The sequence below is a fragment of the Actinomadura meridiana genome, assembly GCF_039537545.1.
GTDB lineage: Bacteria > Actinomycetota > Actinomycetes > Streptosporangiales > Streptosporangiaceae > Spirillospora > Spirillospora meridiana.
In genome coordinates this window covers 559,190-585,186 of record NZ_BAABAS010000005.1, presented here as the reverse complement: position 1 = coordinate 585,186, position 25,997 = coordinate 559,190, and the positions used below count along the sequence as shown (strand labels likewise).

The 25,997-nt window shown below is 70.7% G+C and carries 25 protein-coding genes; 16 read left to right on the top strand and 9 right to left on the bottom strand.

Annotated features, from left to right (window positions below; genetic code table 11):
* Positions 1-33 precede the first annotated feature (33 nt).
* Positions 34-396, bottom strand: a complete 363-nt coding sequence (locus ABD808_RS11940; protein ID WP_344894472.1) for a HesB/IscA family protein — start codon at positions 394-396, stop codon at positions 34-36.
* A gap of 217 nt (positions 397-613) precedes the next feature.
* Here ABD808_RS11940 and nadA point away from each other — a divergent pair, with 217 nt between their 5' ends.
* Positions 614-1,768: a quinolinate synthase NadA gene (gene nadA, locus ABD808_RS11935; protein ID WP_344894469.1), complete on the top strand. Its 1,155-nt coding sequence runs from the start codon at positions 614-616 to the stop codon at positions 1,766-1,768.
* Here the strand turns inward: nadA and pspAB are convergent.
* The 4 genes from pspAB to ABD808_RS11915 all read right to left on the bottom strand — a co-directional run bounded on the left by pspAB (position 1,765) and on the right by ABD808_RS11915 (position 4,412).
* Positions 1,765-2,331: a PspA-associated protein PspAB gene (gene pspAB, locus ABD808_RS11930; RefSeq protein ID WP_344894466.1), complete on the bottom strand. Its 567-nt coding sequence runs from the start codon at positions 2,329-2,331 to the stop codon at positions 1,765-1,767. The two genes, nadA and pspAB, sit on opposite strands and share 4 nt — an antisense overlap.
* Before the next feature lie 3 nt (positions 2,332-2,334).
* Positions 2,335-3,252 (bottom strand): zinc metalloprotease HtpX, encoded by a 918-nt coding sequence (gene htpX, locus ABD808_RS11925; RefSeq protein ID WP_344894463.1) that lies wholly within the window; start codon positions 3,250-3,252, stop codon positions 2,335-2,337.
* Positions 3,253-3,351: 99 nt separating this feature from the next.
* Entirely contained in the window at positions 3,352-3,630 is a 279-nt protein-coding gene (pspAA, locus tag ABD808_RS11920; RefSeq protein ID WP_344894460.1) for a PspA-associated protein PspAA, read from the bottom strand.
* Positions 3,627-4,412: a PspA/IM30 family protein gene (locus ABD808_RS11915; protein ID WP_344894457.1), complete on the bottom strand. Its 786-nt coding sequence runs from the start codon at positions 4,410-4,412 to the stop codon at positions 3,627-3,629. The genes pspAA and ABD808_RS11915 overlap by 4 nt, the downstream gene beginning before the upstream one ends.
* A 150-nt stretch (positions 4,413-4,562) precedes the next feature.
* On the opposite strand from ABD808_RS11915, the gene ABD808_RS11910 reads away from it, so the two are divergent.
* Together ABD808_RS11910 and ABD808_RS11905 are read left to right on the top strand one after the other, a co-directional pair.
* On the top strand, positions 4,563-5,132 hold the full coding sequence (locus tag ABD808_RS11910; protein WP_344894454.1) for a DUF3043 domain-containing protein: 570 nt from the start codon (positions 4,563-4,565) through the stop codon (positions 5,130-5,132).
* Between the two features lie 253 nt (positions 5,133-5,385).
* The gene (locus tag ABD808_RS11905) at positions 5,386-6,387 is read left to right on the top strand and encodes an aldo/keto reductase family protein (protein WP_344894451.1); all 1,002 of its coding nucleotides are present in this window, start codon (positions 5,386-5,388) and stop codon (positions 6,385-6,387) included.
* Between the two features lie 54 nt (positions 6,388-6,441).
* Here the strand turns inward: ABD808_RS11905 and ABD808_RS11900 are convergent, their stop codons facing one another.
* Together ABD808_RS11900 and ABD808_RS11895 are read right to left on the bottom strand one after the other, a co-directional pair.
* Positions 6,442-6,648, bottom strand: coding sequence for a hypothetical protein (locus ABD808_RS11900; protein WP_344894448.1), 207 nt, complete (start codon positions 6,646-6,648; stop codon positions 6,442-6,444).
* Between the two features lie 37 nt (positions 6,649-6,685).
* The gene (locus tag ABD808_RS11895; protein WP_344894445.1) at positions 6,686-7,573 is read right to left on the bottom strand and encodes a DsbA family protein; all 888 of its coding nucleotides are present in this window, start codon (positions 7,571-7,573) and stop codon (positions 6,686-6,688) included.
* 64 nt (positions 7,574-7,637) lie between these two features.
* On the opposite strand from ABD808_RS11895, the gene ABD808_RS11890 reads away from it, so the two are divergent.
* The 8 genes from ABD808_RS11890 (at position 7,638) to lipB (ending at position 16,792) form a co-directional block, all read left to right on the top strand.
* On the top strand, positions 7,638-8,582 hold the full coding sequence (locus ABD808_RS11890) for a bifunctional adenosylcobinamide kinase/adenosylcobinamide-phosphate guanylyltransferase (RefSeq protein WP_344894442.1): 945 nt from the start codon (positions 7,638-7,640) through the stop codon (positions 8,580-8,582).
* Positions 8,579-9,343 (top strand): adenosylcobinamide-GDP ribazoletransferase, encoded by a 765-nt coding sequence (locus tag ABD808_RS11885; RefSeq protein ID WP_344894439.1) that lies wholly within the window; start codon positions 8,579-8,581, stop codon positions 9,341-9,343. Before ABD808_RS11890 ends, ABD808_RS11885 begins: the two co-directional genes overlap by 4 nt.
* Positions 9,344-9,399: 56 nt before the next feature.
* Positions 9,400-10,878, top strand: coding sequence for a leucyl aminopeptidase (locus ABD808_RS11880; protein WP_344894436.1), 1,479 nt, complete (start codon positions 9,400-9,402; stop codon positions 10,876-10,878).
* A gap of 198 nt (positions 10,879-11,076) precedes the next feature.
* Positions 11,077-12,468, top strand: coding sequence for a dihydrolipoyl dehydrogenase (gene lpdA, locus ABD808_RS11875; RefSeq protein WP_344894433.1), 1,392 nt, complete (start codon positions 11,077-11,079; stop codon positions 12,466-12,468).
* Positions 12,469-12,504: 36 nt separating this feature from the next.
* The gene (gene sucB / locus ABD808_RS11870) at positions 12,505-14,016 is read left to right on the top strand and encodes a 2-oxoglutarate dehydrogenase, E2 component, dihydrolipoamide succinyltransferase (RefSeq protein WP_344894430.1); all 1,512 of its coding nucleotides are present in this window, start codon (positions 12,505-12,507) and stop codon (positions 14,014-14,016) included.
* Positions 14,017-14,244: 228 nt separating this feature from the next.
* Complete coding sequence (locus ABD808_RS11865; RefSeq protein ID WP_344894427.1) at positions 14,245-15,132, top strand: TIGR01777 family oxidoreductase; 888 nt, start codon at positions 14,245-14,247, stop codon at positions 15,130-15,132.
* A gap of 100 nt (positions 15,133-15,232) precedes the next feature.
* Positions 15,233-15,970 carry a Type 1 glutamine amidotransferase-like domain-containing protein gene (locus tag ABD808_RS11860; RefSeq protein ID WP_344894424.1) on the top strand — a complete coding sequence of 246 codons (738 nt, stop codon included), beginning with the start codon at positions 15,233-15,235 and terminating at the stop codon, positions 15,968-15,970.
* Between the two features lie 45 nt (positions 15,971-16,015).
* Entirely contained in the window at positions 16,016-16,792 is a 777-nt protein-coding gene (gene lipB, locus ABD808_RS11855) for a lipoyl(octanoyl) transferase LipB (RefSeq protein WP_344894421.1), read from the top strand.
* Here the strand turns inward: lipB and ABD808_RS11850 are convergent.
* Entirely contained in the window at positions 16,765-17,274 is a 510-nt protein-coding gene (locus tag ABD808_RS11850; protein WP_344894418.1) for a YfbM family protein, read from the bottom strand. The genes lipB and ABD808_RS11850 overlap by 28 nt on opposite strands.
* Before the next feature lie 227 nt (positions 17,275-17,501).
* Between ABD808_RS11850 and lipA the strand changes: the two genes are divergently transcribed.
* On the top strand, positions 17,502-18,428 hold the full coding sequence (lipA, locus tag ABD808_RS11845; RefSeq protein ID WP_344894416.1) for a lipoyl synthase: 927 nt from the start codon (positions 17,502-17,504) through the stop codon (positions 18,426-18,428).
* Positions 18,429-18,531: 103 nt separating this feature from the next.
* Complete coding sequence (locus tag ABD808_RS11840) at positions 18,532-19,227, top strand: DUF4191 domain-containing protein (protein ID WP_344894413.1); 696 nt, start codon at positions 18,532-18,534, stop codon at positions 19,225-19,227.
* A gap of 26 nt (positions 19,228-19,253) precedes the next feature.
* Here the strand turns inward: ABD808_RS11840 and ABD808_RS11835 are convergent, their stop codons facing one another.
* Entirely contained in the window at positions 19,254-19,727 is a 474-nt protein-coding gene (locus ABD808_RS11835) for an RDD family protein (RefSeq protein ID WP_344894410.1), read from the bottom strand.
* 143 nt (positions 19,728-19,870) lie between these two features.
* On the opposite strand from ABD808_RS11835, the gene glnA reads away from it, so the two are divergent.
* The 3 genes from glnA to ABD808_RS11820 all read left to right on the top strand — a co-directional run bounded on the left by glnA (position 19,871) and on the right by ABD808_RS11820 (position 25,958).
* On the top strand, positions 19,871-21,295 hold the full coding sequence (gene glnA / locus ABD808_RS11830) for a type I glutamate--ammonia ligase (protein WP_344894407.1): 1,425 nt from the start codon (positions 19,871-19,873) through the stop codon (positions 21,293-21,295).
* 273 nt (positions 21,296-21,568) lie between these two features.
* Positions 21,569-22,672 (top strand): hypothetical protein, encoded by a 1,104-nt coding sequence (locus ABD808_RS11825; RefSeq protein WP_344894404.1) that lies wholly within the window; start codon positions 21,569-21,571, stop codon positions 22,670-22,672.
* A gap of 82 nt (positions 22,673-22,754) precedes the next feature.
* Positions 22,755-25,958 (top strand): DUF4132 domain-containing protein, encoded by a 3,204-nt coding sequence (locus ABD808_RS11820; protein WP_344894402.1) that lies wholly within the window; start codon positions 22,755-22,757, stop codon positions 25,956-25,958.
* The last annotated feature ends 39 nt before the right edge of the window (positions 25,959-25,997 follow it).

Genomic DNA, 25,997 nt, shown 5'->3' with positions numbered 1-25,997 from the left:
AGTGCCCGTCCCGCCCCTTCTGGACGTCGCGGTCTAGTTGAAGGAGTCGCCGCAGGCGCAGGACGAGCCCGCGTTCGGGTTGTCGATCGTGAAGCCCTGCTTCTCGATCGAGTCGACGAAGTCGATGGTGGCGCCGGTGAGGTAGGGGGCGCTCATCCGGTCGACGCGCACGTTGAGGCCGCCGAAGTCCTGGATGAGGTCGCCGTCCATCTCCCGCTCGTCGAAGAAGAGCTGGTAGATCAGGCCGGAGCAGCCGCCCGGCTGCACGGCGACACGCAGCGCAAGGTCGTCGCGGCCTTCCTGCTCAAGGAGGCCCTTGGCCTTCTCGGCGGCGGCGTCGGTGAGAACGACGCCCTGCTGCGTGGTCTCCTGCGTGGTCTCGCCTGAAACCGTCATGTGTTCAGCTCCCGGGTCTCGCTGTTCGCTTGTCCTCGAGGACGCGTACGCCCCTTCCCGTAGGACAACGTACCTCGCCACAGGGCCATTCCGCTTATCGGCCATGTCTAACACCGAGACCCGGTGCGGTCTACGTCACACCGCCGGTGGCCGCCGGATGTGCCATGATTAGTCGTCAAAGCGACGATAAGTCCGGTGTCACCGAAGGGAGACCGCCGTGACAACCCCAGTTCGGGACCTTCCATTGCTGCTGCTGGGCAGCGGCGCCGACCCGGCCAGCGAGCGCGGCGTGGACTGTCCGGGCGACCTGCCCCCCGCGTCCGACCCCGCCCTGGTCGACCGCGCCCGTGCCGCCAAGGCCGCGCTCGGCGACTCGGTGTTCGTGCTGGGCCACCACTATCAGCGCGACGAGGTCATCCAGTTCGCCGACGTCACCGGCGACTCGTTCAAGCTGGCCCAGATGGCGGCGGCCCGGCCCGAGGCCCCCTATGTCGTGTTCTGCGGCGTCCACTTCATGGCGGAGTCGGCCGACATCCTGACCGCCGACCACCAGCGGGTGATCCTCCCCGACCTCGGCGCGGGCTGCTCCATGGCCGACATGGCGACGTTCGACCAGGTCGAGGAGTGCTGGGACGTCCTGGCGGACGCGGGCGTCGCCGACGACGTCGTCCCCGTCACCTACATGAACTCCTCCGCCGACATCAAGGCGTTCGTCGGACGGCACGGCGGCGTGGTGTGCACCTCGTCCAACGCCAAGCGCGCTCTGGACTGGGCCTACGCGAAGGGCAGGAAGGTGCTGTTCCTGCCCGACCAGCACCTGGGCCGCAACACCGCCGTCCTGGAGATGGGCTTCTCCCTGGACGACTGCGTCGTCTACAGCCCCCACCGCCGCGAGGGCGGCCTCACGGCGGAGCAACTCCGCGACGCCAGGATGATCCTCTGGCGGGGCCACTGCTCCGTCCACGGCCGCTTCAGCAAGAAGTCGGTGGACGACGTGCGCGCCCGCGTCCCCGGCGTGAACGTCCTCGTCCACCCCGAGTGCAGGCACGAGGTCGTCACGGCCGCCGACCAGATCGGCTCGACGGAGTACATCATCAGGACCCTGGAGGCGGCGCCCCCCGGCTCGTCCTGGGCCGTGGGCACCGAACTCAACCTCGTCCGCCGCCTGGCCGACGCCCACCCGGACAAGAACGTCATGTTCCTGGACAAGACCGTCTGCTACTGCTCCACGATGAACCGCATCGACCTCCCCCACCTCGTCCTCACCCTGGAGTCCCTGGTCGCGGGCAGAGTCGAGAACGTCATCGAGGTCGAAAAGGAAACGGCCCACCAGGCCCGCAAGGCCCTGGACCAGATGCTGGCGCTCCCCTAGAACACAGCGCCCCAGACGGGGAACCAGCGGCCCAGGTCTTCTTCGAAGGGGAGGTCGGCGCCTACTGCCCCTCGAATCTGGAGTTCCAAGGCGTTGTCTCGTTTGTCGCCCGGGAGAGGGGCGAAGGGGTAGAACGTGCCGCGTTTGTAGAGGTAGATGAGGGCCAGGCGTTGGTCGTCGGGGCCTCGGAAGCCGACCAGGGAGCACAGAAGGTGGGGGCCGAAACCGCCCGACTCCAGGGTGGCGTTGACGGCGTGCAGGTCGGTGACCAGGGCGGGCAGGTCGTCAGGGGTGTGCTTGGCGAGCAGCCATGTGTAGCCGTACGAGTCGTTGCTGATCTCGACCTTGGGGCCCTCGTCGGCGTCCAGGAGTTCCTGGACGTCGCGTTGCAGGCGGGCGAACGCCCCTCCCTCGGCGGCGCGGAAGCACACCGAGCCGAGGCCCGTGGGGACGAAGCCCGCCGCGGCCTCCAGGGTGAGGGCGGCCGTCGAGAGGGCGAAGAGGCGGTCGAGGTCGGGCTTGGCGGGCTTGGAGCGGCCCAGGAGGGTGTCGAGGAATCCCACGGATCAGGCTCCCTGGCTCAGCTGCGCGGAGATCTTCGAGAGCTGGGCGAGGCGCTTGTCGAGGGACGGGTGGGTGGAGAACAGCGACGAGACGCTGAAGCCCTTGCCGAAGGCCGGAGTGAAGAAGAAGGCGTTGAACGCCTGGGCGGTGCGCAGGTCGTTGGTGGGGATCCGCGCGATCTCGCCGTGGACCTTCGTCAGCGCGCTGGCCAGCGCGGACGGGCGGCCGGTCAGCAGGGCGGCGGCCCGGTCGGCGGACAGCTCGCGGTAGCGCGACAGCGCGCGGGTGAGCATGAAGCTGACGGCGTAGGCGAGGGCGCTGGCGGCGATCACGGCCAGCAGGATCAGGCCGGTGTTCTGGTCGTTGCTGCGGCGGTTGAACCCGCCGAACAGGCCGATCTGGAGGCCGAAGCGGGTGACCAGGCCCGCGCAGATGCCGAGGAACGACGCGATCGTCATAACGGCGACGTCCCGGTGCGCGACGTGCGCCATCTCGTGGGCGAGGACGCCCTCCAGCTCGACGGGGTCGAGGCGGCGCAGCAGGCCGGTCGTGACGCAGACGACGGCCTTCTTCTGGTTGCGTCCGGTGGCGAAGGCGTTCGGCACGTCGGTGTCGGCGATCGCGACCTGCGGCTTCGGGGCGTCCGACAGCGCGCAGATGCGGTCGATGACGCCGTGCAGTTCGGGCGCCTCGTCCGGGGTGACGATCCGGCCGTGCATGGCGAACAGCGTCATGCGGTCGGAGAAGAAGTACTGGGCGAGCAGGAACACGGCCGCTACGGCGAGCGCGAAGAACGCCCACTGGGGAACGAACACGAAGAAAGCCCCCACGGCCACGACATAGACGAGCCCCAGCAGGAACATCGTCACGAGCATCCGCGAGGTGAGCCCCCGGTCGGAGGCATATCGCGTTCTGGCCATGCGGCCACCCCCTGTACTTCTTAGGTATTCAGTTGTTCAACGTTCCAGACCCGGTTTTTGTGCCTGGCTGTCCAATTCGGCCGGCGCGGGCCCACCGGGTCAGTCGGGGATCAGCCCCTCGTCGCCCAGCATCGCGCGCACCTCGTCGATGTGCGCGTCGGCGGGCGGCAGGATCAGCTCGGACGGCGCCAGGCTGTCCGGCGCCAGCGGCGTGCCCACCTTGCGGACGTTCTCCAGCAGCGCGTGCAGCGCGGCGCGGAACGCCGTCTCGTCACCCGACTCGATCGCCGACTCCAGCTCGGCGTCGAGCGTGTTGAGGGACGACAGATCCTCGTCGGCCACGTCGAGCTGGCCTTCGCCCATCAGGCGGACGATCACTTCGCACCCCCGGGGTTCTGCGGCCACTGGGCCTGCTGGGGGGTGTCCTGCTGCTGCGGCTGGGCGGTCGGCGAGCCCTGGTTCAGCTCCTTGGGCCCGGGGCCCTGGCCCAACTCGGCCTTGAGCTGCTCCAGTTCGACGTCGACGCCGGGGCCCGAGCCCATCCGGTCGAGCTCTGCCTGGATGTCGTCGCGGGGGCCGGAGAAGTCCTCAAGGGCGCCGGAGGCCAGCAGTTCGTCGATCGCGCCCGCGCGGGCCTTCATCGTGTCGGTCTTCTCTTCGGCGCGCTGGATCGCGAGGCCGACGTCGCCCATCTCCTCGGAGATGCCGGAGAACGCCTCGTTGATCTTGGTCTGCGCCTCGGCGGCCGTGTAGGTCGCCTTGATCGTCTCCTTGCGGGTGCGGAAGGAGTCGACCTTGGTCTGGAGGCGCTGGGAGGCGAGCGTGAGCTTCTCCTCCTCGCCCTGCAACTGCTGGTACTGGCCGCGCAGGTCGTTCAGCTGACTCTCCAGCCCGGCGCGCCGGGTCAGCGCCTCGCGGGCGAGGTCCTCGCGGCCGACCTGCAACGCCTTCTTGCCCTGGTCGGTCAACTTCGACTGCTGCTGTTCGAGCTGGTTGATCTGGAGTTCGAGACGCTTGCGCGAGGTGGCGACGTCGGCGACCCCCCGACGGACCTTCTGCAGCATCTCCAGCTGTCGCTGGTAGGAGTAATCGAGGGTCTCGCGGGGATCCTCCATGCGGTCCAGGGCCTTGTTCGCCTTGGACTTAAAGATCATCGACATTCGCTTCATCACGCTCATCGCGCGGCGCCGGTCCCTTCGTGCTGTCGCCTCAGTCGTGAACTGGGCTCAATGACCACTGCTGGGGTTCTTATCACCCTACGCGGTAACGCGCGAGGCAGCCACGATGTTCGCAGCCGGTAGTCTGATCCCGTGTTCAAGCGTCGTACCCCGGAGGCCCCGGCGAATCCTCCTCAGGTAGTAAAGCCGGGAGGAAAGGGCCGTCCCACGCCCAAGCGCAGGGACGCCGAGAAGAATCGCCGCCAGCCGATCACGGCACCGGCCAACCGCAAGGAGGCCTACCGGAAGGTCAGGGAGCGGCAGTCCACCGAGCGCACCACGGCGCGCAAGGGTATGGCCAAGGGCGACGAGCGGCACATGCTCAAGCGCGACAAGGGCCCCGTCAGGAAGCTCGCGCGCAACTACGTCGACTCGCGTCGCACGGTGGGCTCGTACCTGATGTACGCCATGTTCGCGATCGTGCTGCTCAGCATGCTGCCGATCCCGGTGGCGCGGCTGCTGGTGCTGTTCGCGCCGCCGCTGCTGCTCGTCGCGGTGTTCGGCGAGGGCCTGATGCTCAGCCGGGGGATCAAGAAGCTGGCCGCCGACCGGTATCCGGACGAGGACGCCAGTGGCGTCGGCCTGTACGCGGCGATGCGCGCCATGCAGATCCGTCGGCTGCGCGTCCCGAACCCGCAGGTCAAAATCGGCGAGAAGCTCTGACTGGTTGTCTATTGGGGGGGCGACCCCCCATACCCCCCGGCTGCGCGGCACGGGTCTCCTCACTCCGCTAGCGCTCCGTTGCGGGGACGCGGCGCGCCGGGTGTGCCCGCTCCGCTCGCTGAGCTCGCTCCGCGTGCCCACCCGTAACCGGCAGCCGGGCCTAGAACCTGGTGGCTGGGCTTAGAGCCCGGTGGCTGGGCTTAGAGCCCGGTGGTCGGGGTTAGTACCCCTTGGTGTGGCTAGGGTCGGGAGCATGGAGTTCCGAAATCTTGGCCGGAGCGGTCTGAAGGTCAGCGAGATCGCGTACGGCAACTGGCTCACCCATGGTTCGAGCGTCGAGGAGGAGGCCGCGCGCGCCTGCGTGCACGCCGCCCTCGACGAGGGGATCACCACCTTCGACACGGCGGACGTCTACGCCCAGACCCGTGCGGAGGAGGTTCTCGGACGCGCGCTCAAGGGTCAGCGCCGCGAGGGGTTGGAGATCTTCACGAAGGTGTTCTGGCCCACCGGGCCCGGGGTGAACGACCGGGGGTTGTCGCGCAAGCACATCGTCCAGTCGATCGACGGTTCGCTGCGCCGCCTCGGGACCGACTACGTGGACCTCTACCAGGCCCACCGGTTCGACCACGAGACGCCGCTCGAAGAGACGATGCGGACGTTCGACGACCTCGTCCGGCGCGGCAAGGTCCTGTACATCGGCGTCTCGGAGTGGCGGGCCGAGGAGATCGAGCGGGCCCTCGCGATCGCCGACGAGATGGGGTTGGACCGGATCGTCTCCAACCAGCCGCAGTACTCGATGCTGTGGCGGGTCATCGAGGACGAGGTCGTCCCCGTGTGCGAGCGCGAGGGCGTCGGCCAGATCGTCTGGTCGCCGATCGGGCAGGGCGTGCTGACCGGCAAGTACCGGCCGGGGCAGCCCCTGCCGGAGGGGTCGCGCGCCACCGACGCCAAGGGCGGCGCCGACATGATCAGCCGCTATATGGACGACGACCTTCTGACCCGCGTGCAGGAACTGAAGCCCATCGCGGACGATCTCGGGTTGTCGATGGCGCAGCTCGCGATCGCGTGGACGTTGCAGAACCCGAACGTGGCGGCGGCGATCGTGGGCGCGTCCCGTCCCGAGCAGGTCGCCGACAACGCCAAGGCGGCCGGGGTGACGCTGGACGCGGACGTGCTGAAGCGGATCGACGACATCCTCGGCCCGGTCGTCGTCCGCGACCCGGCCAAGACCGTCAGCCCGCCCCGGCGGCCCTGACCCCCGGGGACCCCGGCCGACCGGAGGAGCGCCCAGCGGCGGGCGGTACTCCGGTCAGCCGGGGTCGCCCGGTTCGTGCAGGCTCATCCCGTAGACGACCGCCTCGCCGTCCAGCAGCGTCACGGTGTCGACGGTGTCGGCGCGCAGTCCCCGCCAGTTCTCGCCCAGCCAGCTCTCCGCGTCCGCCTGGGTGGAGAAGGTCTCCTCCGACATCCCGACCGTGCGCCCGTCCGTCTTCTCCAGACGCCAGCTCCACGCCATCGCCCTCGACCTCCCTCGTCGCGGTGAGACTAGCCGGTCACGACGCGGCCTCGATGGCGCGACGCAGCGCGTCCGGGCTGTCAGTGTCCGATTGGGCCAGTGCGCGGCCGTTCACCCGCACACTGGGTGTGCTCTGGACGCCGGAGGATATATAGCCCTGGCTGACCGTGTTCACGCTCCCGGCGTAGCGCTGGTCTTGGACGCATGACGTGAAGTCGTCGCCAGTGAGGCTGAGAGGGCCGGCGTAGGAGACCAGATCCGTTGTCGCGTAACCCTCGCTGCTGAGGCTCGCGGGCTGGTGCTCGTACAGGGCGTCCTGGTAGGAGAGCCAGCGCGAACCGTCGCCGACGCAGCGCAGCGCCGCCGCGGCCCGTAGCGCGTTGTCGTGCGCCGGTTGGTTGCTCGTGCTGAAGATGACCATCGGGTGGAAGACGACCTTGGCGCGTCCGGAGACGGCGAGTTCTTTGAGCAGCGGGTCGTGCATGCGGTCGAATGTGCCGCAGTGCGGGCAGGCGAAGTCCTCGTAGACGTCGACGACGGGACTCGTGACACCGGGACGGGCCATGGCCAGGCTGCCGTCGGCGAACGGTCGCGCCTCCGCGCCCCCGGCGATCTGCCCGACCACCAGCTGGAGATCACCGCCGCCGTCGTCGCCGCCCCCTCCCCCGTCGTCGTCGCCGCTCTGGACGACCAGGACGACGATCGCGACCACGGCCAGCACCACGACGAGACCGCCGCCGAGCAGGGCGATCAGCAGGCCGCCGTTTCCCCCGCGTCCAGGCGGGGGCGGGCCCGGCGGTCCGGGCGGGGTCGGCTGCCAGCCGAGACCTCCCGGCGGCGGGCCGCTCGGCGGGACGGCGGGCGGGCCGTAGGGCGGCCCCGCGCCGGGCCCACCCTGCCACGGAGAGTTCGGGGGGATGCTCACCTGAGCCTCCTGACAGGACGTCGTGAGCCTTCCCGCCGAGCGTAACCGTAGAGTTCCGACCACGATGGACATCGAGCTTCGCGGCACCGCCGCTCCCGGAGGCTGGCCCGCGCCGGGATGCCACTGCGCGTCGTGCGGCCGTCTGCGCTCCGCCGGGCTGCGGCACGAGCCCGTGAGCGTCGTCGTCGACGGCCGCCCGATGGACGACCTTCCCCGGACGGACGTCCCGGGCGGCTTCGAGGTTCGCGGCCCGCACGGCGGAAGGGCGCTGGTCGCGACCGGTCCCGGCAGCAGGCCGGAGCCGCCGCCCGGTGTGGAGTACGACGCCGTCCTGCTCGATCTGGTCGGTTCTCCCGAACATCTGGGCCATCTGCGGCGGGTCGAGGCGGTGACGTCCCAGACCGCCGTCATGGCGATCCACGTCGACCACCGGCTTCCGTCACCGGCGGAGCTTGAGCGGCGCATGACCTTCTGGAACGGCCCCGGACATGGCCCACATCGGACGCTGCTCCTCGGCGGGTCGCGGTCGGGCAAGTCGGCGGAGGCCGAACTCCGGCTGGCCGCGTGCCCGGAGGTCCGATACGTCGCGACCGGGCCCGTCCGCGACGACGACCCCGAGTGGACGGAGCGGATCGCCGCCCACCGGCTGCGCCGTCCGGCCTGGTGGCGGACGGTCGAGACGACCGATCTCGCGGACGTCCTGACACGGGAGACCGGCGCGCTGCTCGTGGACGGCATCGGCACCTGGCTCGCCGCCGCGATGGACGAGGCCGCCGCGTGGGACGACCCGTCCCGCGCCCACCCGCTCCTGGACGACCTGGTCACGGCATGGCGGAACACGCGGGCGCGGGTGGTCGCGGTGACCGACGAGGTCGGCCTGTCACTGGTGCCGACGACGCCGTCCGGCCGGGCGTTCCGCGACGCGCTCGGCTCCCTCAACCAGCGGCTCGCGGCCGAGTCGGAGGACGCGGCGCTGGTCGTGGCGGGCCGCGTCGTGGAGCTCGGGTGATCGCCGGGCTCCGGCTGGCGGTCACGCTGCTCACCGTCGTCCCGCTGGGAACGTCACGCGTGGACCGGCGCACGGGGCGCTGGGCCATGCTGCTGGCGCCGTCCGTCGGGCTGATCACCGGGGGCGCCGCCGCGCTCGTCGTGCTGGCGTGCGACCTCCTCGACATGAACGGCCTGCTGACGGCCGCGCTGGCGGTGGCCGCGATGGCGGCGATCACCCGGGGCCTGCACCTGGACGGCCTGGCCGACCTCGCGGACGGCCTCGGCAGCGGCCGTCCCGCCCCGGACGCCCTGGCGATCATGAAGCGGTCCGACATCGGCCCGTTCGGCGTGGTCACGCTGCTGCTGATCCTGCTGGTCCAGGTCAGCGCCGTGGCCGCCGCGCCGGAACCCGCCGTCGCCGTGCTCGTCGCGTCCGTCGCCGGGCGCCTCGCGCTGCCCTGGGCCTGCCGCACCGGCGTGCCCGCGGCGCGTCCCGGCGGGCTGGGCGCACTGGTCGCGGGGACGGTCCCGGTGCGGGGCGCGCTGGCCGCCACCGCCGCCGTGCTGGCGGGCGCGGTGCTCCTCGGCGCCGCGTCCGGCGGTCTCGGCGGCGCCCTGCACGCGGCCGGGGCGGTCGGCGCCGCTCTCGTGGCGGCGCTCCTCCTGCTCCGCCACGCCGTCCGGCGCCTGGACGGCGTGACCGGAGACGTCCTCGGCGCGCTGGTCGAGACCGCCGCCACGGCCGCTCTGATCTTGCTCGCGGCACTCCCACCGGACTAGGCAGGGCTTGCCCAAAGGGGCGAAACCGGTCACCGGTACGACTAACATCGTGCTACGTGACGAGTATCGGCCTTGACGGCACAGCCCTGGCAAGCATCGACGTAGACGCGATCGTGATCGGCGTCGCACCGGCCGGGACGGGTGTCGCGCCGGTCGCCGGCTCCGAGGATCTGGACCGCGCGCTGGACGGCCGGCTCGCCGAGGCGCTCACCGCGCTCGGTGCCACCGGCAAGGTCGGTGAGGTCACCAAGCTCCCCGCGCTCGGCGCCGTCACCGCCACGGTGATCGCGGCCGTCGGGCTGGGCGAGTCGCCGTCCGCCGAGGACGTGCGCCGCGCCGCGGGCGCCGCCGTCCGCTCCCTCGCCGGGACCGCCCGGGTCGCCGTCGCGTTGCCGACCGCGTCCGCCGCCGACGTCGAGAACGTCGCGCTGGGCGCGCTGCTCGGCGCCTATTCCTTCGACACCTACCGCACCGGCGACGACCACAAGGCCCCCGTCCAGGAGATCCGGCTGGTGGCCGCGGCGTCCGAGGAGGCGGCCGTCGAGCGGGCGCGGATCCTCGCCGACTCCGTGAAGCTCGTCCGCGACCTGGTCAACACGCCGCCGTCGCACCTCGCGCCCGAGGGTCTCGCGGCCGAGGCCGCGCGGGTCGCCGCCGACACCGGCCTCACCATCGAGGTGCTGGACGAGAAGGCGCTCGCCGAGGGCGGCTACGGCGGCATCACCGGCGTCGGGCAGGGCTCGGTCAACCCGCCGCGCCTCGTCCGCCTCGCCCACACGCACCCGGAGGCGTCCAGGACGCTCGTGCTGGTCGGCAAGGGCATCACGTTCGACTCCGGCGGCCTGTCGCTCAAGCCGTCCGAGGCCATGGACTGGATGAAGTCCGACATGGGCGGCGCGGGCGCCGTGCTGGGCGCGCTCGCCGCCATCGCCCGCCTCGGGGTCAAGGCCAACGTGGTCGGCTACATGGCGATCGCGGAGAACATGCCGAGCGGCACCGCGCAGCGCCCGTCCGACGTGCTGCGCATCTACGGCGGCAAGACCGTCGAGGTCCTCAACACCGACGCCGAGGGCCGCCTCGTGCTGGCCGACGCCATCGTCCGCGCCGGGGAGGACTCCCCCGACCTGCTCGTGGACATCGCGACGCTGACCGGCGCGCAACTCGTCGCGCTCGGCACCCGCACCACCGGAGTGATGGCCAACGACGACGACGTCCGCGCGAAGGTGGTCGCGGCCGCCGACCGCGCCGGTGAGCCGTCGTGGGGCATGCCGCTCCCGCCGGAACTGCGCAAGGGCCTCGACTCGACGGTCGCCGACATCGCCAACATCAGCGGCGACCGGTGGGGCGGCATGCTCGTCGCCGGGACGTTCCTCAGGGAGTTCGTCCCGAACGGCGTCCGGTGGGCGCACCTCGACATCGCCGGACCGGCCTTCAACAAGGCCGAGCCGTACGGCTACACGCCGAAGGGCGGCACCGGCGCGGCGGCCCGGACGCTCGTCCAGATCGCCGAGGATCTCGCCGAAGGTGTCCTGTAGGCCTGCGGATCACCGGAGTTACGGCCAGAATCATCAGGGGACCCGGACGTCGTCACGGATGGCGGACAGAATAGATTTTCTCGTGGCGGCGGGGGCCCGCGCGTCGGCGCGCCCGCCCGGTCCTCCACCTGAAGGGCCTGCAACACCTGACGGGGCGCCCCGGACCACGCGGCGCCACAACCGGAAAGGGAGCGTCCAGTGGCTGACAACGGCCCCTTCGACATCGTCGTCCTGGGTGCCGGCAGCGGCGGTTACGCGTGCGCGTTGCGCGCCGCCGAGCTCGGCAAGTCCGTCGCCCTGATCGAGAAGGACGAGTCCCTCGGCGGGACGTGCCTGAACCGCGGCTGCATCCCCACGAAGGCACTGCTGCACGCGGCCGAGATCGCGGACCAGTCCCGCGAGGCCGCCAAGTTCGGCGTGAAGGCGACGTTCGAGGGCATCGACGTCGAGGGCGTGAACGCCTACAAGGACAGAGTCGTCACGACGACCGTCAAGGGTCTCACCGGGCTGATCAAGTCCAGGGGCATCGAGGTCGTGCACGGCACCGGCCGCCTCACCGGCCCGACCACCGTCGAGGTCACCGGCGCCGACGGCGCCCGCACCATCGAGGGCGGGCACATCGTCCTCGGCACCGGGTCCGGGCCGAAGACGCTGCCCGGCCTGGAGATCGACGGGGAACGCGTCATCTCCAGCGACCACGCGCTGCGGCTCGACCGGATCCCCGGCTCGGTCGTCGTCCTCGGCGGCGGCGTGATCGGCGTCGAGTTCGCCAGCGTCTGGCGCTCGTTCGGCGCGGAGGTCACGATCGTCGAGGCGCTCCCGCACCTGCTGCCGCTGGAGGAGGAGTCCAGTTCCAAGCGGCTGGAGCGCGCGTTCCGCAAGCGGGGCATCAAGTTCGAGGTCGGCACCCGGTTCGAGAGCGTCAAGACCACGCAGGGCGGCGTGTCCGTCACGCTGGAGGGCGGCAGGACCGTCGACGCGGAGCTGTTGCTGGTCGCGGTCGGGCGTGGACCGGTCTCCGACGGCATCGGCCTGGCCGAGGTGGGCGTCGAGACCGAGCGCGGGTTCGTCAAGGTCGACGAGTACTGCCGGACGAACGTCCCCACGATCTCGGCGGTCGGCGACCTGATCCCGACCCCGCAGCTCGCCCATGTCGGCTTCGCGGAGGGCATCCTCGTGGCCGAGCGGCTGGCCGGGCTGAACCCGGCGTCGATCGACTACGACGGCGTGCCCCGCATCACCTACTCCGATCCCGAGGTGGCCTCGGTCGGCATCACGTCGGCGGTGGCCCGAGAGCGCGGGTACGAGATCAAGGAGGTCGTCTACGACCTGGCCGGCAACCCGAAGAGCAAGATCCTCGGGACGCAGGGCGAGGTCAAGGTGATCGCGGCCGTGGACGGTCCCGTCCTCGGCCTGCACATGGTCGGGGCGCGCGTGGGCGAGCTCATCGCGGAGGGGCAGCTCATCTACAACTGGGAGGCCCTGCCGAGCGAGGTCGCCCAGTTGATCCATCCGCACCCGACCCAGTCCGAGGCGGTCGGCGAGGCTCATCTCGCCCTCGCCGGTAAACCACTGCACGTACACGGCTGACAAGCCGCCACAGTATTTCGAAGGAGTCGCTGAGACATGCCGGTCTCCGTCACCATGCCCCAGCTCGGCGAGAGCGTCACCGAGGGCACCGTCACCCGCTGGCTCAAGAAGGAGGGCGAGCGCGTCGAGACCGACGAGCCGCTCCTGGAGGTGTCGACCGACAAGGTCGACACCGAGATCCCCTCGCCCGCGTCGGGCATCCTGACGAGCATCACCGTCGCCGAGGACGAGACCGTCGAGGTCGGCGCCGAACTGGCCGTCATCGGGGACGAGGGCGACGCGCCGTCCGGTGGCGGTGCCCCCGCCGCGGAGGAGCAGGAGGCGTCCGCCGCCCCGCAGGCACCCGCGCAGCCCCCGGCGCAGCAGGGTCCGCCGCCCGCCGCGTGGCCGCCGCCCGCGCAGGAGCAGCCGCCCGCGCCGCCGTCCCCGGCGCCCGCCCCGCCCCAGCAGGCACCGCAGCAGGCACCGCCCCAGCAGGCACCGTCGGCGGCACCGGAGTCTGCGCCCGTCGCGCAGCAGCCGCCCGCGCCGGAGCGGTCCGAGGCGCCCGCCGACGGCCCGTACGTGACGCCGCTGGTGCGCAAGCTCGCCGCCGAGCACAACGTCGACCTCGCCACGGTCAAGGGCACCGGCGTCGGCGGACGCATCCGCAAGCAGGACGTCCTGGAGGCCGCCCGCGCCGCGCAGCAGCAGGCCGCCGCCGCACCGGCCCCGGTCGCTGCACCGCCCGCCGCCGCGCCGCCCGCCGCCGCCGCTCCGCAGGCTCCGACCGGTCGGCACGCGGCCCCGGCGCCCGCCGGTGCCCCGGCCGAGCAGCTCGCGCTGCGCGGCCGCACCGAGAAGATGTCCCGGATGCGGCAGACGATCGCCCGCCGCATGGTGGAGTCGTTGCAGGTGTCCGCGCAGCTCACCACCGTCGTCGAGGTGGACATCACCAAGATCGCGCGGCTGCGGGACGAGGCGAAGGCCGACTTCCAGTCCCGCGAGGGCGTCAAGCTGTCGTTCCTGCCGTTCTTCGCGCTGGCGACGGTCGAGGCGCTCAAGGCGCACCCGAAGCTGAACGCCGTCATCGACGCCGAGACCAACGAGGTCACCTACCACGAGGTGGAGAACCTCTCCATCGCGGTGGACGTCCCCGAGCGCGGCCTGATGGTCCCGGTCGTGCACAACGCGGGGCAGCTCAACCTCGGCGGCCTCGCGCAGCGGATCGCCGACATCGCCGAGCGCACCCGCACCAACAGGGTGAGCCCGGACGAGCTGGCGGGCGGCACGTTCACGCTGACCAACACCGGCAGCCGGGGCGCGCTGTTCGACACCCCGATCCTCAACCAGCCGCAGGTCGGCATGCTCGGCACGGGCGCCGTGGTGAAGCGTCCCGCCGTCATCGACGACCCCGACCTCGGCGAGGTCATCGCGGTCCGGTCGATGGTGTACCTGGCGCTGACCTACGACCACCGGCTGATCGACGGCGCGGACGCGGCCCGCTTCCTCGCCACGATCAAGCACCGGCTGGAAGAGGGCAACTTCGAGTCCGAACTCGGTCTCTGACCGGCTCCGTCCGGTACCCGGACCCCGTCGCGCCCCGTGTTCCGCGGGCAGGCGCGGCGGGGTCCGCACGCGTCCGGGGCCCGCGTCCGCGCGGGCGGGGCCCGGGTCAGCGCGTCCGGCGGCGGGCGTCCGCGCGGGCGGGTGGCTGGCCCGTTCGCGAAGTGCGCTGACCCGGAAACGCGCTGAGATTCCCAGCAGCCGGTGGCGTCGTCGGCCTACTGTGGTGTCATGAGGGTCACCATCACGGGCTCGTCGGGCCTGATCGGCTCGGCGCTGGTGCGGTCGCTGCGCCGGGACGGGCACCAGGTCGTCCGGCTGCTCAGGCGGGAGCCGTTCACCTCCGACGAGGCGCGATGGTCGCCCGCCGACGGCTGCGTCGAGGCGGCGTCGCTGGACGGCGTGGACGCGGTCGTGCACCTGGCCGGGGCCGGGGTCGCCGACCGGCCGTGGACGCGCGCGTACAAGCGGAAGATCCGGGAGAGCCGCCTCGCCGGGACCCGGACGATCGCCGAGGCCATCGCCACCGCGGTCCAGCGGCCGCCCGTGCTGGTCTGCGGGTCCGCGATCGGGTTCTACGGCGACACCGGCGGCCGGGAGGTCGACGAGAAGGCCCCCGCCGGGTCCGGGTTCTTCGCCGCCCTCGTCCGTGAGTGGGAGGCCGCCGCCCGGCCCGCCACCGACGCCGGGGTCCGCGTCGTCCAGCCGCGGACGGGCGTCGTGCTGTCCCGCGAGGGCGGGCTGCTGGGCACCGCGCTCCCCCTGTTCCGGCTCGGGCTCGGCGGCAGGCTCGGCGACGGCGGCCAGTGGACGAGCTGGATCTCCATCCACGACCAGGTCGCGGCGCTGCGGTTCCTCATCGACCACGAGATCGCCGGGCCGGTGAACCTGACCGCCCCGAACCCGGTGACCAACGACGTGTACACGCGGGCGCTCGGCCGTGTCCTACATCGGCCGACGCGGGTGACCGTCCCGAAGGTCGCGCTGCGGACGGCGCTGCGCGAACTCGCCGACGAAGGGCCCCTGATCAGCCAACGCGTGGTGCCGAAACGGTTGGAGGAGGCCGGGTTCCGGTTCGCGCACGAGGACGTCGACGCGGCTCTGCGCGCCGTCTTGTGAGCGCCAAGAAACGGCCAAGTCCCCGACGCCGTCCGCCGCCCGCCGTACGGTGACGCTGAGACGGCACGCGCCGAGATGGCACGGCCCACCAGGAGGGTGAATGAGCACCGACGGACAGCCGCACATCCTCGCGATCGGCGGGGGGTCCCTCGTTTCCGACGGGCGGGAGGGGCGCGCACCGAGCCCGCTGCTGCGTTACGCGTTCGACCTCACCGGGCAGGACCGGCCGCGGATCTGCTTCCTCGCGACGGGCATCGGCGACTGCGCCGAGTACGTCGCCCGCTTCTACGCCGCGTTCTCCACGATGGACGCCGAGGTCAGCCATCTGGCGCTGTTCCCGATGCCGAACGTCCCCGACATCCGCGCGCACCTGCTCAACCAGGACCTCGTGTACGTGTCGGGCGGCAGCGTCGCGAACCTGCTGGCCCTGTGGCGGCTGCACGGGCTGGACGAGATCCTCGCCGACGTCTGGCAGGCGGGCGTGGTCCTCGCCGGGCAGAGCGCGGGCGCGCTGTGCTGGCATGTCGGCGGCAACACCGACTCCTACGGCCCGCGGCTGCGGCCGTTGACCGACGGCCTCGGGTTCCTGCCGTATTCGTGCGGCGTCCACTACGACAGCGACCCGCAGCGCCGCCCGCTGTTGCAGCAGCTCGTCGGCGAGGGGACGCTGCCGAGCGGCTACGCGGCCGACGAGGCCGTCGCGCTGCACTACGTCGGCACCGAGTTCGTGCAGGCGGTCTCCTACCGCAAGGACGCGGGCGCCTACCGCGTCGAGCCCGACGGGCAGGGCGCGGCGAAGGAGTCCCGGCTGGAGCCCCGGCTGCTCGCGTCCGGGTAGGCCCGCCCGGTTCCGGACGGTTCGGCACGGCTTAAGCTGGCTCGTGTGAGCGATGCGGGCGTAGAAGCGAACACGGGCGAGCTTGTGGTGGTGCACGCGGGGTTCGGGACGGCGGCCGTCCCGTACGAAGACGGCTGGGACTTGCAGCGCCGCGCGCACGCCCTTCGGGTGGACGACGCGATCCCCGACACCGTCCTGCTGCTGGAGCATCTCCCGGTCTACACGGCGGGCAAGCGCACCGCGGCCGTCGACCGGCCGTTCGGCGACCCGGGCGCCCCGGTCGTGGACGTCGACCGCGGCGGCAAGATCACCTGGCATGGTCCGGGGCAGCTCACCGGCTACCCGATCGTCCGGCTGGCCGACCCGAAGGACGTCGTCGGGTACGTGCGGCTGCTGGAGCGGATGATGATGGGCGTCTGCGCCGACCTCGGCCTGGCGACCGCGACCGTGGAGGGACGCAGCGGCCTGTGGGTGCGCGGCGCCCCCGACCGCAAGATCGGCTCGATCGGGATCCGGGTGTCGCGGGGCGTCGCGATGCACGGGTTCATGCTGAACTGCGACAACGACCTGGACTGGTTCGACCGGATCATCGCCTGCGGGATCCCGGACGTCGGCTCCACGAATCTCAGCCGGGAACTCGGCCGGGACGTCACCGTCGCCGAGATCGTCCCGCTGGTGGAGCGGCACCTGGCCACGGCGCTCGGCGCCCCCGGCACCCTGCACCGCACGAGGGCACAGATGGAAGCGCTGGGGAACGCCGAACTGGAAGCGCGAGCGGAGGCACGGGCGGACGCTCAGCGTCCGGCGGCCATCACCTTGTAGACGGCCTGCCCCTCGGTGGCGGCGGCGCGGAAGAACTCCGTCAGCCCCTGGTAGGCGGGATTGAAGACCTTGTCGCGGGCGGCGTCGTCCAGGCGCCGCGCGTCCTGCACCCCGGCCTCGACCATCGCCGGGAGGTCGTACCGTGGCGCGATCTTCGCGAACGGCGTCCCGGCCAGGAAGTCGGCGGCGGGCTTCACCCGGTCCGGGGACAGGTAGATCACGTCCATGCCCAACTCGTCGGTGCCGTCCTCGGTGAGGAGCCGTCCGCCGCACACGACGTCCGCCTCGGGCTGCCGCCCGTCCCACGGGTCGCCGGTGCACAGGTAGTGCATCGCCTGCCACGCCCAGCCGATGTCGAACAGGTACGCCGCGCCGCGGCGGCGCCATTCGGAGTCGCCGAAGACATGGCGGGCGATCCGTCCGGGATCAGGCTCACCCTCCAGCACCGGCGGCACCCTGAGGTACGACATTGCCAGGCCCACGGCGGTCCTCCTGCTGACGGTGTTGCGTGACGACAGGGAGTCACATTAGAGATGTCCACTGTTGTCCACGTGCGAAAAAGACGAATCGGCGGCGCGGAGAAGGGTTCTGTCATACGTTCGATATCGCTCCGATACGGCATTGAGCCCCATGACGGGCGGATCCGGTGTCGGCGGCGGCGCGGCGGCCGGTGTGTCGAGGCCGGAGATCGCGACGTACGCTGGGTCTCGTGACGACGGTGACCCCTGAGGGGCGCAAGCTGCTGCGCGTCGAGGCGCGCAACAGCCAGACCCCCATCGAGCGCAAGCCCGACTGGATCAAGACGCGGCTGAAGATGGGCCCGCAGTACCGGGAGCTGAGCGGCCTGGTGAAGGCGGAGGGCCTGCACACGGTGTGCCAGGAGGCCGGCTGTCCCAACATCTTCGAATGCTGGGAGGACCGCGAGGCCACGTTCCTCATCGGCGGCGACCAGTGCACCCGGCGCTGCGACTTCTGCCAGATCGACACCGGCAAGCCCGCCGAGTTGGACCGGGACGAGCCGCGCCGCGTCGCCGAGTCCGTCGCGACGATGGGCCTGAAGTACGCCACCGTGACGGGCGTCGCCCGCGACGACCTGGACGACGGCGGCGCCTGGCTGTACGCCGAGACGGTGCGGCGGATCCACGCGGCCGTTCCGGGCTGCGGCGTCGAGCTGCTGATCCCCGACTTCAACGCCGACCCGGAGCAGCTCGCCGAGGTGTTCTCGTCGCGTCCCGAGGTGCTGGCGCACAACGTGGAGACCGTCCCGCGGATCTTCAAGCGGATCCGTCCCGGGTTCCGCTACGAGCGCTCCCTCGACGTCATCACGCGCGCCCGCGAGGACGGCCTGGTCACCAAGTCGAACCTGATCCTCGGCATGGGCGAGACCCGCGAGGAGGTCTCGCAGGCCCTGCGCGACCTGCACGCCGCGGGCTGCGAGCTGATCACGATCACCCAGTACCTGCGGCCGAGCGCCCGCCACCACCCGGTGGAGCGGTGGGTGAAGCCCGAGGAGTTCGTGGAGCTGTCCGCCGAGGCCGAGGAGATCGGCTTCGCGGGCGTCATGTCCGGGCCGCTCGTCCGGTCCAGCTACCGCGCGGGCCGCCTCTACAAGCAGGCCGTCGAGGCGCGCGCCTAGCCGGGGTCTGATCGGGGCCTGGTCCAGGGGCTTGTCCGGGCCTGGTCCGGGAGCTTGTCCGGGGGCTGTCGGGACGGGGGTAACGCCCCACTATCCTGTAGGCATGTCGAAAACGCCCACGGACGGGGCCCAGGAGCGTCCGGGCCGCCTCAAGCAGATCCGCATGGTCGCGCAGGTGCTGCGGCAGGCCGACCCGAAGGCCCTGCCGATCGTGTTCGCCTCCGCGGTCGGCACCCTGGTCGTCGTCATCCTGATCGGGTTCATCCTCGGCCAGCTGTGGTTCTTCATCCCGTTGGGCGTCCTCGCCGCCGTCGCCGTCGGCATGATCGTCTTCGGTCAGCTGGCGCAGCGCGCGCAGTACAAGGTGATCGCCGGGCAGCCGGGCGCGGCGGCCGCGATCCTGAAGAACATGCGCGGCAACTGGACGGTCACCGAGGCCGTCAGCGGCAACCGCAACCTCGACATGGTGCACCGCGCGGTGGGCCGTCCCGGGGTGGTGCTGGTCTCGGAGGGCCCGCGCAGCCGCGTCGGCCAGCTCCTCGGCGGCGAGAAGAAGCGCATCTCCCGCGCCGCGCAGCAGGTGCCGATCTACGACGTGCAGGTCGGGACCGACGAGGGCCAGATCCCGGTCGACAAGCTGCAACGCCACCTGATGAAGCTTCCCCGCAACCTCACCAAGGGGCAGGTGGCCGAGCTGAACGACCGGTTGCAGGCGCTTCCGCGGTCGATGCAGATGCCGAAGGGCCCGATGCCGAAGGGCGCGAAGATGCCGAAGGGCCCCAAGCCCAAGATGCGCTGACGCTCCCGGCTGGCTGACGGTTCCGGCTAGAGGTTGACGACGGCGGTGTTGCTCGCGCGGTCGTGCAGGCCCCGGTAGTCGCGGTCCCAGATCAGCGCGGGAAGGACGAGGACGAGCAGCAGCGTCCTGGCCAGCGCCCAGCCGAGGCCGACCGGCCGCCCGTCCAGCCGGACGACGCGGATGCCGCACAGCCGCTTGCCGATCGTCACGCCGACGAACGCGGTCAGCAGCCACGCCTGGACGGCGAAGGCGACCAGCGTCCACGTGCTGCGCTCCGCCGGGTCCCAGCCGAACGGCCGCGCCAGCAGGCTCACCACCAGCAGGGACAGCCCCCAGTCGATGAACAGCGCGACCAGCCGTCGGCCGTAGGGGGCCACGGCGCCGCTGCCGCTCTCCGGGAAGCCCATCCGCTCCCCCGGCCTGCCGAGATCGACACCGGCCGAGGACGCCCCGCCGAGCCAGGTCTGCGTCCAGCGCGGACCGCCCTTAGCACTGCTCATGGCCACCACGCTATCCCGTCCACCCGCCTGCCCCGACCCGGCCCCCACCGGCCGCGTAACATGCCGGAAACATATGAGACACGGCCGGGAAACGGCGTCGTCCTAGCCTGCCAGGAGCCGAGTAATGCGCTCAAGGAGGCCCGATGTTCAGCAACGCCGAAGAGGTCCTGAGCTATATCAGGAACGAGGGTGTGCGATTCGTCGACTGCCGGTTCGTTGACCTTCCCGGCAAGATGCAGCACTTCACGTTCCCCGTGGAGAGCTTCGGCGAGAGCGTGTTCACCGAGGGGTTGATGTTCGACGGGTCGTCCGTCCGCGGCTTCCAGGAGATCCACGAATCCGACATGCTGCTGCTGCCGGACCCGACCACCGCCGTCGTGGACCCGTTCCGCCAGCACAAGACCCTCAACCTCAACTTCTTCGTGCACGACCCGCTGACCGGCGAGCCCTACAGCCGCGACCCGCGCAACGTCGCGAAGAAGGCGCAGGACTACCTGCGCGGCACCGGCGTCGCCGACACCTGTTTCTTCGGCCCCGAAGCCGAGTTCTACATCTTCGACGACGTCCGGTTCGAGACGAAGGCGAACGCGGGCTACTACTACCTCGACTCCGTCGAGGGCGCCTGGAACTCCGGCCGTGAGGAACCCGGCGGCAACCTCGGCGCGAAACCCCCGTACAAGGGCGGCTACTTCCCCGTCCCGCCGATGGACCACTACACCGACCTGCGCTCGGAAATGGTCTCCCAGCTCCTCGAATGCGGCATCCACGTCGAGATGCAGCACCACGAGGTCGGCACCGCTGGCCAGGCCGAGATCGACTTCCGGTTCGACACGCTCCTGAAGACCGCCGACCAGCTGATGCTCTACAAGTACATCGTCAAGAACGTCGCGCGCGCCGCCGGGAAGACCGTCACGTTCATGCCGAAGCCCCTCTTCGGCGACAACGGCTCCGGCATGCACTGCCACCAGTCCCTCTGGAAGGACGGCGCGCCCCTCTTCTACGACGAGGTCGGCTACGCGGGCCTGTCCGACAACGCGCGCTACTACATCGGCGGCCTGCTCAAGCACGCCCCGTCCCTGCTGGCCTTCACGAACCCGACGGTGAACAGCTACCACCGGCTCGTCCCCGGCTACGAGGCGCCGGTCAACCTGGTGTACTCGCAGCGCAACCGCTCGGCCTGCATCCGGATCCCGATCACCGGCTCGAACCCGAAGGCCAAGCGCGTCGAGTTCCGCGTGCCGGACCCGTCCTGCAACCCGTACCTGGCCTTCTCCGCCATGCTGATGGCCGGTCTGGACGGCATCAAGAACAAGATCGAACCCGCCGAGCCCGTCGACAAGGACCTCTACGAACTCCCGCCCGAGGAGGCCCGCGCCATCCCGCAGGTCCCCGGCAGCCTTGAGGAGGTGCTCGCCGCGCTGGAGTCCGACCACGACTACCTCCTCGAAGGCGGCGTCTTCACCCCCGACCTCATCGAGACCTGGATCACGATGAAGAACGAGTTCGAGATCGACCCCATCCGCCTCCGCCCCCACCCCCACGAATTCGAGCTCTACTACGACATCTAGAAGACGCTCGCTCCGCGGAAAGGCCGTCGTCCACCAGCCCGCACAGGGCTTGGACGGCGGCCTCCCGCATGCGCTCCTCCACGTCCGGCCTCGCGTCGCAGAGACTCGCGTCAGAACCACGCCGGGTAGCGGAGCGTCGCGCACTTTCCCGCTCTTGGCCGCGCGCATCACGTAACCCGTTCGCCTATCTCTCGGTGAGGAGGCGGTGATGCCTTCTCGGTTCATCGGGCGGCCGTCGTCCTCGGGGGCGGCCGTGAACAAGAGGGGGCTGATGTGACTCGCATGATGTTCGGGGCCCGCGTGGCGGCCATCGCCGGTCTCGCCGTGTTGGGCATCCAAGGAACAGGTGCTGTGACGGCGGCGCAGGCGGCGGTGCCGCATTACACGCTGACGATCGGTCCGGCCGCGGCGCAGCGCTATACCGGTATCAATGACCGAGGCGACATCATCGGTGTCGGTCAGCAGCCCGGCGCGCAGAACGGGCAGGCGTTCATCATCAAGGCCGGGACCAGCACGCCGCAGTTCCTGTCCACGCCGAGCGATCCCGGCAACGCCAACCAGTACACCGCGCCACTCGCTGTCAACAAGAATGGCGTCACCGTCGGGTACACCTATCTGACGCCCACGACCGGGCCTGTCTTCAACGTTCACCGTCCCACTCGTTGGGACGGGCCCGGCGCGACCGGCGTGGACCTCGGGGTCGATCCGAACAAGTCGTTCTATGACGTCGAGGCCACCGGCATCAACGACAACGGCCTGATCGTCGGCAAGACCCTGCAAGCCGACGACCACACCAACTCGTGGACGGTGAACGGGTCGACGATCACCAGGTTGCCCGCGCTGCCCGGCGGCACCGAGACCCGCGCGAACGCGGTCAACAACAATGGTGTGGTCGTGGGATCGGCCATCGCCGCGGGCAACGCCACCATTCCGGCGGTCGAATGGGTGAACGGCCAGATCAGGAGCCTGGGTTTTCTGCCCGGCGGCACCTACTCCGAGGCCAGGGCCATCAATTCCTCCGGGGTGGCGGTCGGTCAGTCCACCGTCACGACCGGTAAGGAGTTCGGGCTCTCCCACGCCGTCGTGTTCAAGAACGGCACCGTGACCGACCTCAACGCCCCCGGCACCGGCCGTGACGACACCGTCGCCAACGCCATCAACGACAGCGGGACGATCGTCGGCCAAGCCCTCGCCACCGGATTCGTCTACCAGAACGGAGTCGCCACCGACCTCAGCACCCTCATTCCCGCAGGAAGCGGCTACCACATCCTCACTGCCACCGACATCAACAACAACGGCGACATCGTGGGCATCGCCACCAAGACCGCCAATGGCACCGGCGCGCGTTACGCCGTCCTTCTCCACCCGGCTGACTAGCCACCGTTCACTGGCAGGGCCGCGGGACGAGCTGACCCATTGTTCCGCGGCCTGTCGTGGGTCTGTCCTACGGTGAGGCGCCATGGAAGATCATTCGCGTCCGGCGGACGAGGACGTCCTGGACCTCCCCGACTCGTGGCGGCGCCGACTGTATCCGCGACGCGGCGGGCGGCCGGGCCCGAAGGTCAAGGTCGACCGTTCCGCCGAGGCCGCCATCCACGAGCGCGTTCGCGAACTGGACGCCGCAGGCCCGCTCGTCGACCGGGACGGCGTCACGCCGGACATGGCCGAGGCGATGCGGGAGTACCTGTCCGGCGCCCCGAACCCCCTGGGCGCCGCCGTGGTCGCCGCGCTGCTGGCCGATGACGCGCGGTACGACCATGCCATCGAGAAGCTGGCCGCGCCGGTCGCCGACTCCTGGGTGATCCGTCACGGCGTCCCCTTCGCCGCCTGCGCGTTCGCCGAGCTGAGCCAGATCCAGTGGGTTTGCCCTGGTCTCAGGCCCATTGAGGACCGTCCGAGTTGCTCCGGCAAGACCGTCGCGGCGACGCCGATGCGGAAGGCCGGGGCGCGTCTGCGCGGGCTGCTCGCCGCAGCCGACGATGACGTTTACGAGGACGCCGTGGAGAGGCTCGCGCGTTGCCGCCGTTCCCCGTCCCAGCGAACGGTCGTCTCCTTTCTGGTGCCCACGCGGGACGACTGGTTGGACGAGTGCTGCGCCGAGCCGCCCGACACCCAGAACGAGACGGACTTCTGGCGACTGCTGTACTGCTCGCTGGGACCGCGCCATGTCGATCCGCTCGCGCGGTACGGGGTCGTCCACCACTACTCGTGGGACCGGGCCTGCCTGGTCACCATGGCGGACGGCGCCGGAGCGGCCATCGCACCGCTGCTCATCAGGGCGTTCGACGCCGACGCCGAGGTCACCGACGTCCGCAAACTGATCCTGGAGACGCTGGCGGTCCTGCCGGGCGACGAGGCGTTCCAGGCTCTGGTGGACCGCGCCGACCAGAAGTATGTGCGTCCCGTCCTTCTCTCGGCGATGAAGCGTTTCCCCGTCCGGGCGGCGCGCCTGGCTGCATCGTCACCGCCTGCCCCGGCACAGGACGCGCTCCCGGACGCTCCGGCTGACGTCCTGCCGCCCGTCCTGACCGACCCGCCGTGGACGCGCACCACCAAGCGAGCACAACCACCCGTCATCAACGGCCTTACACCGCCCAGCGAGCCCTCGATGCGATGGGAGCCGGGCGAGCGCGAGGAGTGGGCGCGGACAGACGAGCGTCACCACGTACCGTCCACCGACGACTGGGACGCCTTGGCCGAGGAGTTCCGCGCGGGACGCGCCGGAGGCTACGACCTGGGCATCCTGACGTACGGCCCCGAGGAGAAGGTCCGTCCACTGCTGGCCGAGTGGAAGCCGCAGCTGTGGGTGGCCGAGATGTGGCTGCGCCCGACCGTGGCCCGCTTCGGCGTCGACGCCTTCCCCGTCGCACTGCGAATCGCCGAAGAGGATCCGCAAGGCCTCGGCGACCACGCACTCCCTTTCCTGGACGCCGACGTGGCACGGCTGATGGCCCACTGCCTGTCCCGCCCGAAACGGGGCCGCAAGCTCGCCCTGTCCTGGTTCGAGCGACACGGCCTGGACGCGGTGCCGTTGCTCGTCCCCGCCGCCCTGGGCAAGCCCGCCGTCCCGCGCCGGGAGGCCGAAGAGGCACTACGCCACCTGGCGGCCCGCCACGGAACCGAGAATGTCATCGAAACAACGGCACGCGCACACGGCGACAACGCTGCCGGAGCCATCAAGGCAATGCTCACGATCGACCCCTTGGAACTGCTGCCGTCCCACATCCCGCCGCTGAGCGACTGGGCCGACGTGAAGCTCCTACCGAAGATCCGCCTCCAAGGCCGTGACGACGCGCTCCCCGCCGACGCCACGGGCCATTTCCTGACAATGCTCGCCATCTCCAAGCCAGACGCGACCTACGCGGGCGTCGAAGTCGTCCAGCAGATATGCGATCCCGGGTCTCTGGCCGAGTTCGGATGGGCACTGTTCGAGCTGTGGCAGCAGCATGGGGCGCCGCCCAAGGACGCCTGGGCGTTCACGCAACTGGGCCAACTCGGTGACGACGAAACCGCCCGCAAGCTGGCACCCCTGATCCGCGCCTGGCCCGGCGACGGCGGCCACGCCAAAGCGGTCACCGGTCTGGACGTCCTGACGTCGATCGGGTCGGACATAGCGCTCCTCCAACTGGCGACCATCGCCCAGAAGGTCAAGTTCAAGGGGCTCAAGGAGCGCGCGGAAGAGAAAATCGAGGAGGTCGCGACGACCCTGGGCCTGACGTCCGAACAGCTTGGCGACCGCCTCGTCCCCGACTTCGGCCTGGACGCCGACGCCGCCCTCGTCCTGGACTACGGCCCCCGCCGCTTCATCATCGGCTTCGACGAACAACTAACGCCCTATGTCACCGACGAAGGCGGAACCCGCCGTAAGTCCCTGCCAAAGCCAGCCGTCAAGGACGACCCCGTCCTGGCTCCCGCCGCACACGCCCAATTCACGGCGTTGAAGAAGGACGTCCGGACGGTCGCCGCCAACCAGATCCAGCGCCTGGAATCCGCGATGGTGACCCGGCGCCGCTGGACGGCCGAAGAGTTCCGCCGCTTCTTCGTCGAGCATCCCCTCATCGGACACATCGCGCGTCGATTGGTCTGGATCACCGAACACGACGGCGCGACGTCCGCCTTCCGCATAGCCGAGGACCGCACCTTCGCCGACGCGGCCGACAACACCCTGCCCCTCCCCGACCCGGCGGCGATCGGCATCGTCCACCCTTTGGACCTGGGCGACCTGAAAACGTGGTCAGCACTCTTCACCGACTACGCGATCCTGCAACCTTTCCCACAACTCAACCGCACGGTCCACACCCTCACTGAAACCGAACGCGCCGCCCCACGTCTGGAAAGGTTCCAGGACGCCATCGTCCCGCCCGAGGCGATCCTCACCCTCGAACACAAAGGCTGGCGCCGCAGCCACCCCATGGACGCCGGACTCCAGTGGTGCCTCTACCGCGAGCTCCCCGGCGACCTTTACGTCAACATCAATCTCGACCCCGGAATGCACATCGGCCGCCCGGAAGACAGCGGGCCGCAACGCCTGGCAGAGATCCGCCTGGACGCCCAACCCGAAACCGGCCACTGGTCACCCCAACGCACCGCCCACCCCTTCGGCGCCCTGGACCCGATCACCTTGTCAGAACTCCTCGCCGACCTGGCCGAAGCCTCCTCCTGACCCAGCGGGCTTCCGCCCCGGACGCCTCGGAAGCCCGGA

Coding starts and splice junctions, on each gene's coding strand:
- ABD808_RS11820 (WP_344894402.1), top strand. CDS start 22,755: ATGGAAGATCATTCGCGTCCGGCGGACGAGGACGTCCTGGACCTCCCC.
- ABD808_RS11865 (WP_344894427.1), top strand. CDS start 14,245: ATGAGGGTCACCATCACGGGCTCGTCGGGCCTGATCGGCTCGGCGCTG.
- ABD808_RS11890 (WP_344894442.1), top strand. CDS start 7,638: ATGGACATCGAGCTTCGCGGCACCGCCGCTCCCGGAGGCTGGCCCGCG.
- ABD808_RS11900 (WP_344894448.1), bottom strand. CDS start 6,648: ATGGCGTGGAGCTGGCGTCTGGAGAAGACGGACGGGCGCACGGTCGGG.
- ABD808_RS11905 (WP_344894451.1), top strand. CDS start 5,386: ATGGAGTTCCGAAATCTTGGCCGGAGCGGTCTGAAGGTCAGCGAGATC.
- ABD808_RS11915 (WP_344894457.1), bottom strand. CDS start 4,412: ATGTCGATGATCTTTAAGTCCAAGGCGAACAAGGCCCTGGACCGCATG.
- ABD808_RS11860 (WP_344894424.1), top strand. CDS start 15,233: ATGAGCACCGACGGACAGCCGCACATCCTCGCGATCGGCGGGGGGTCC.
- glnA (WP_344894407.1), top strand. CDS start 19,871: ATGTTCAGCAACGCCGAAGAGGTCCTGAGCTATATCAGGAACGAGGGT.
- htpX (WP_344894463.1), bottom strand. CDS start 3,252: ATGGCCAGAACGCGATATGCCTCCGACCGGGGGCTCACCTCGCGGATG.
- sucB (WP_344894430.1), top strand. CDS start 12,505: ATGCCGGTCTCCGTCACCATGCCCCAGCTCGGCGAGAGCGTCACCGAG.
- ABD808_RS11835 (WP_344894410.1), bottom strand. CDS start 19,727: ATGAGCAGTGCTAAGGGCGGTCCGCGCTGGACGCAGACCTGGCTCGGC.
- ABD808_RS11940 (WP_344894472.1), bottom strand. CDS start 396: ATGACGGTTTCAGGCGAGACCACGCAGGAGACCACGCAGCAGGGCGTC.
- ABD808_RS11840 (WP_344894413.1), top strand. CDS start 18,532: ATGTCGAAAACGCCCACGGACGGGGCCCAGGAGCGTCCGGGCCGCCTC.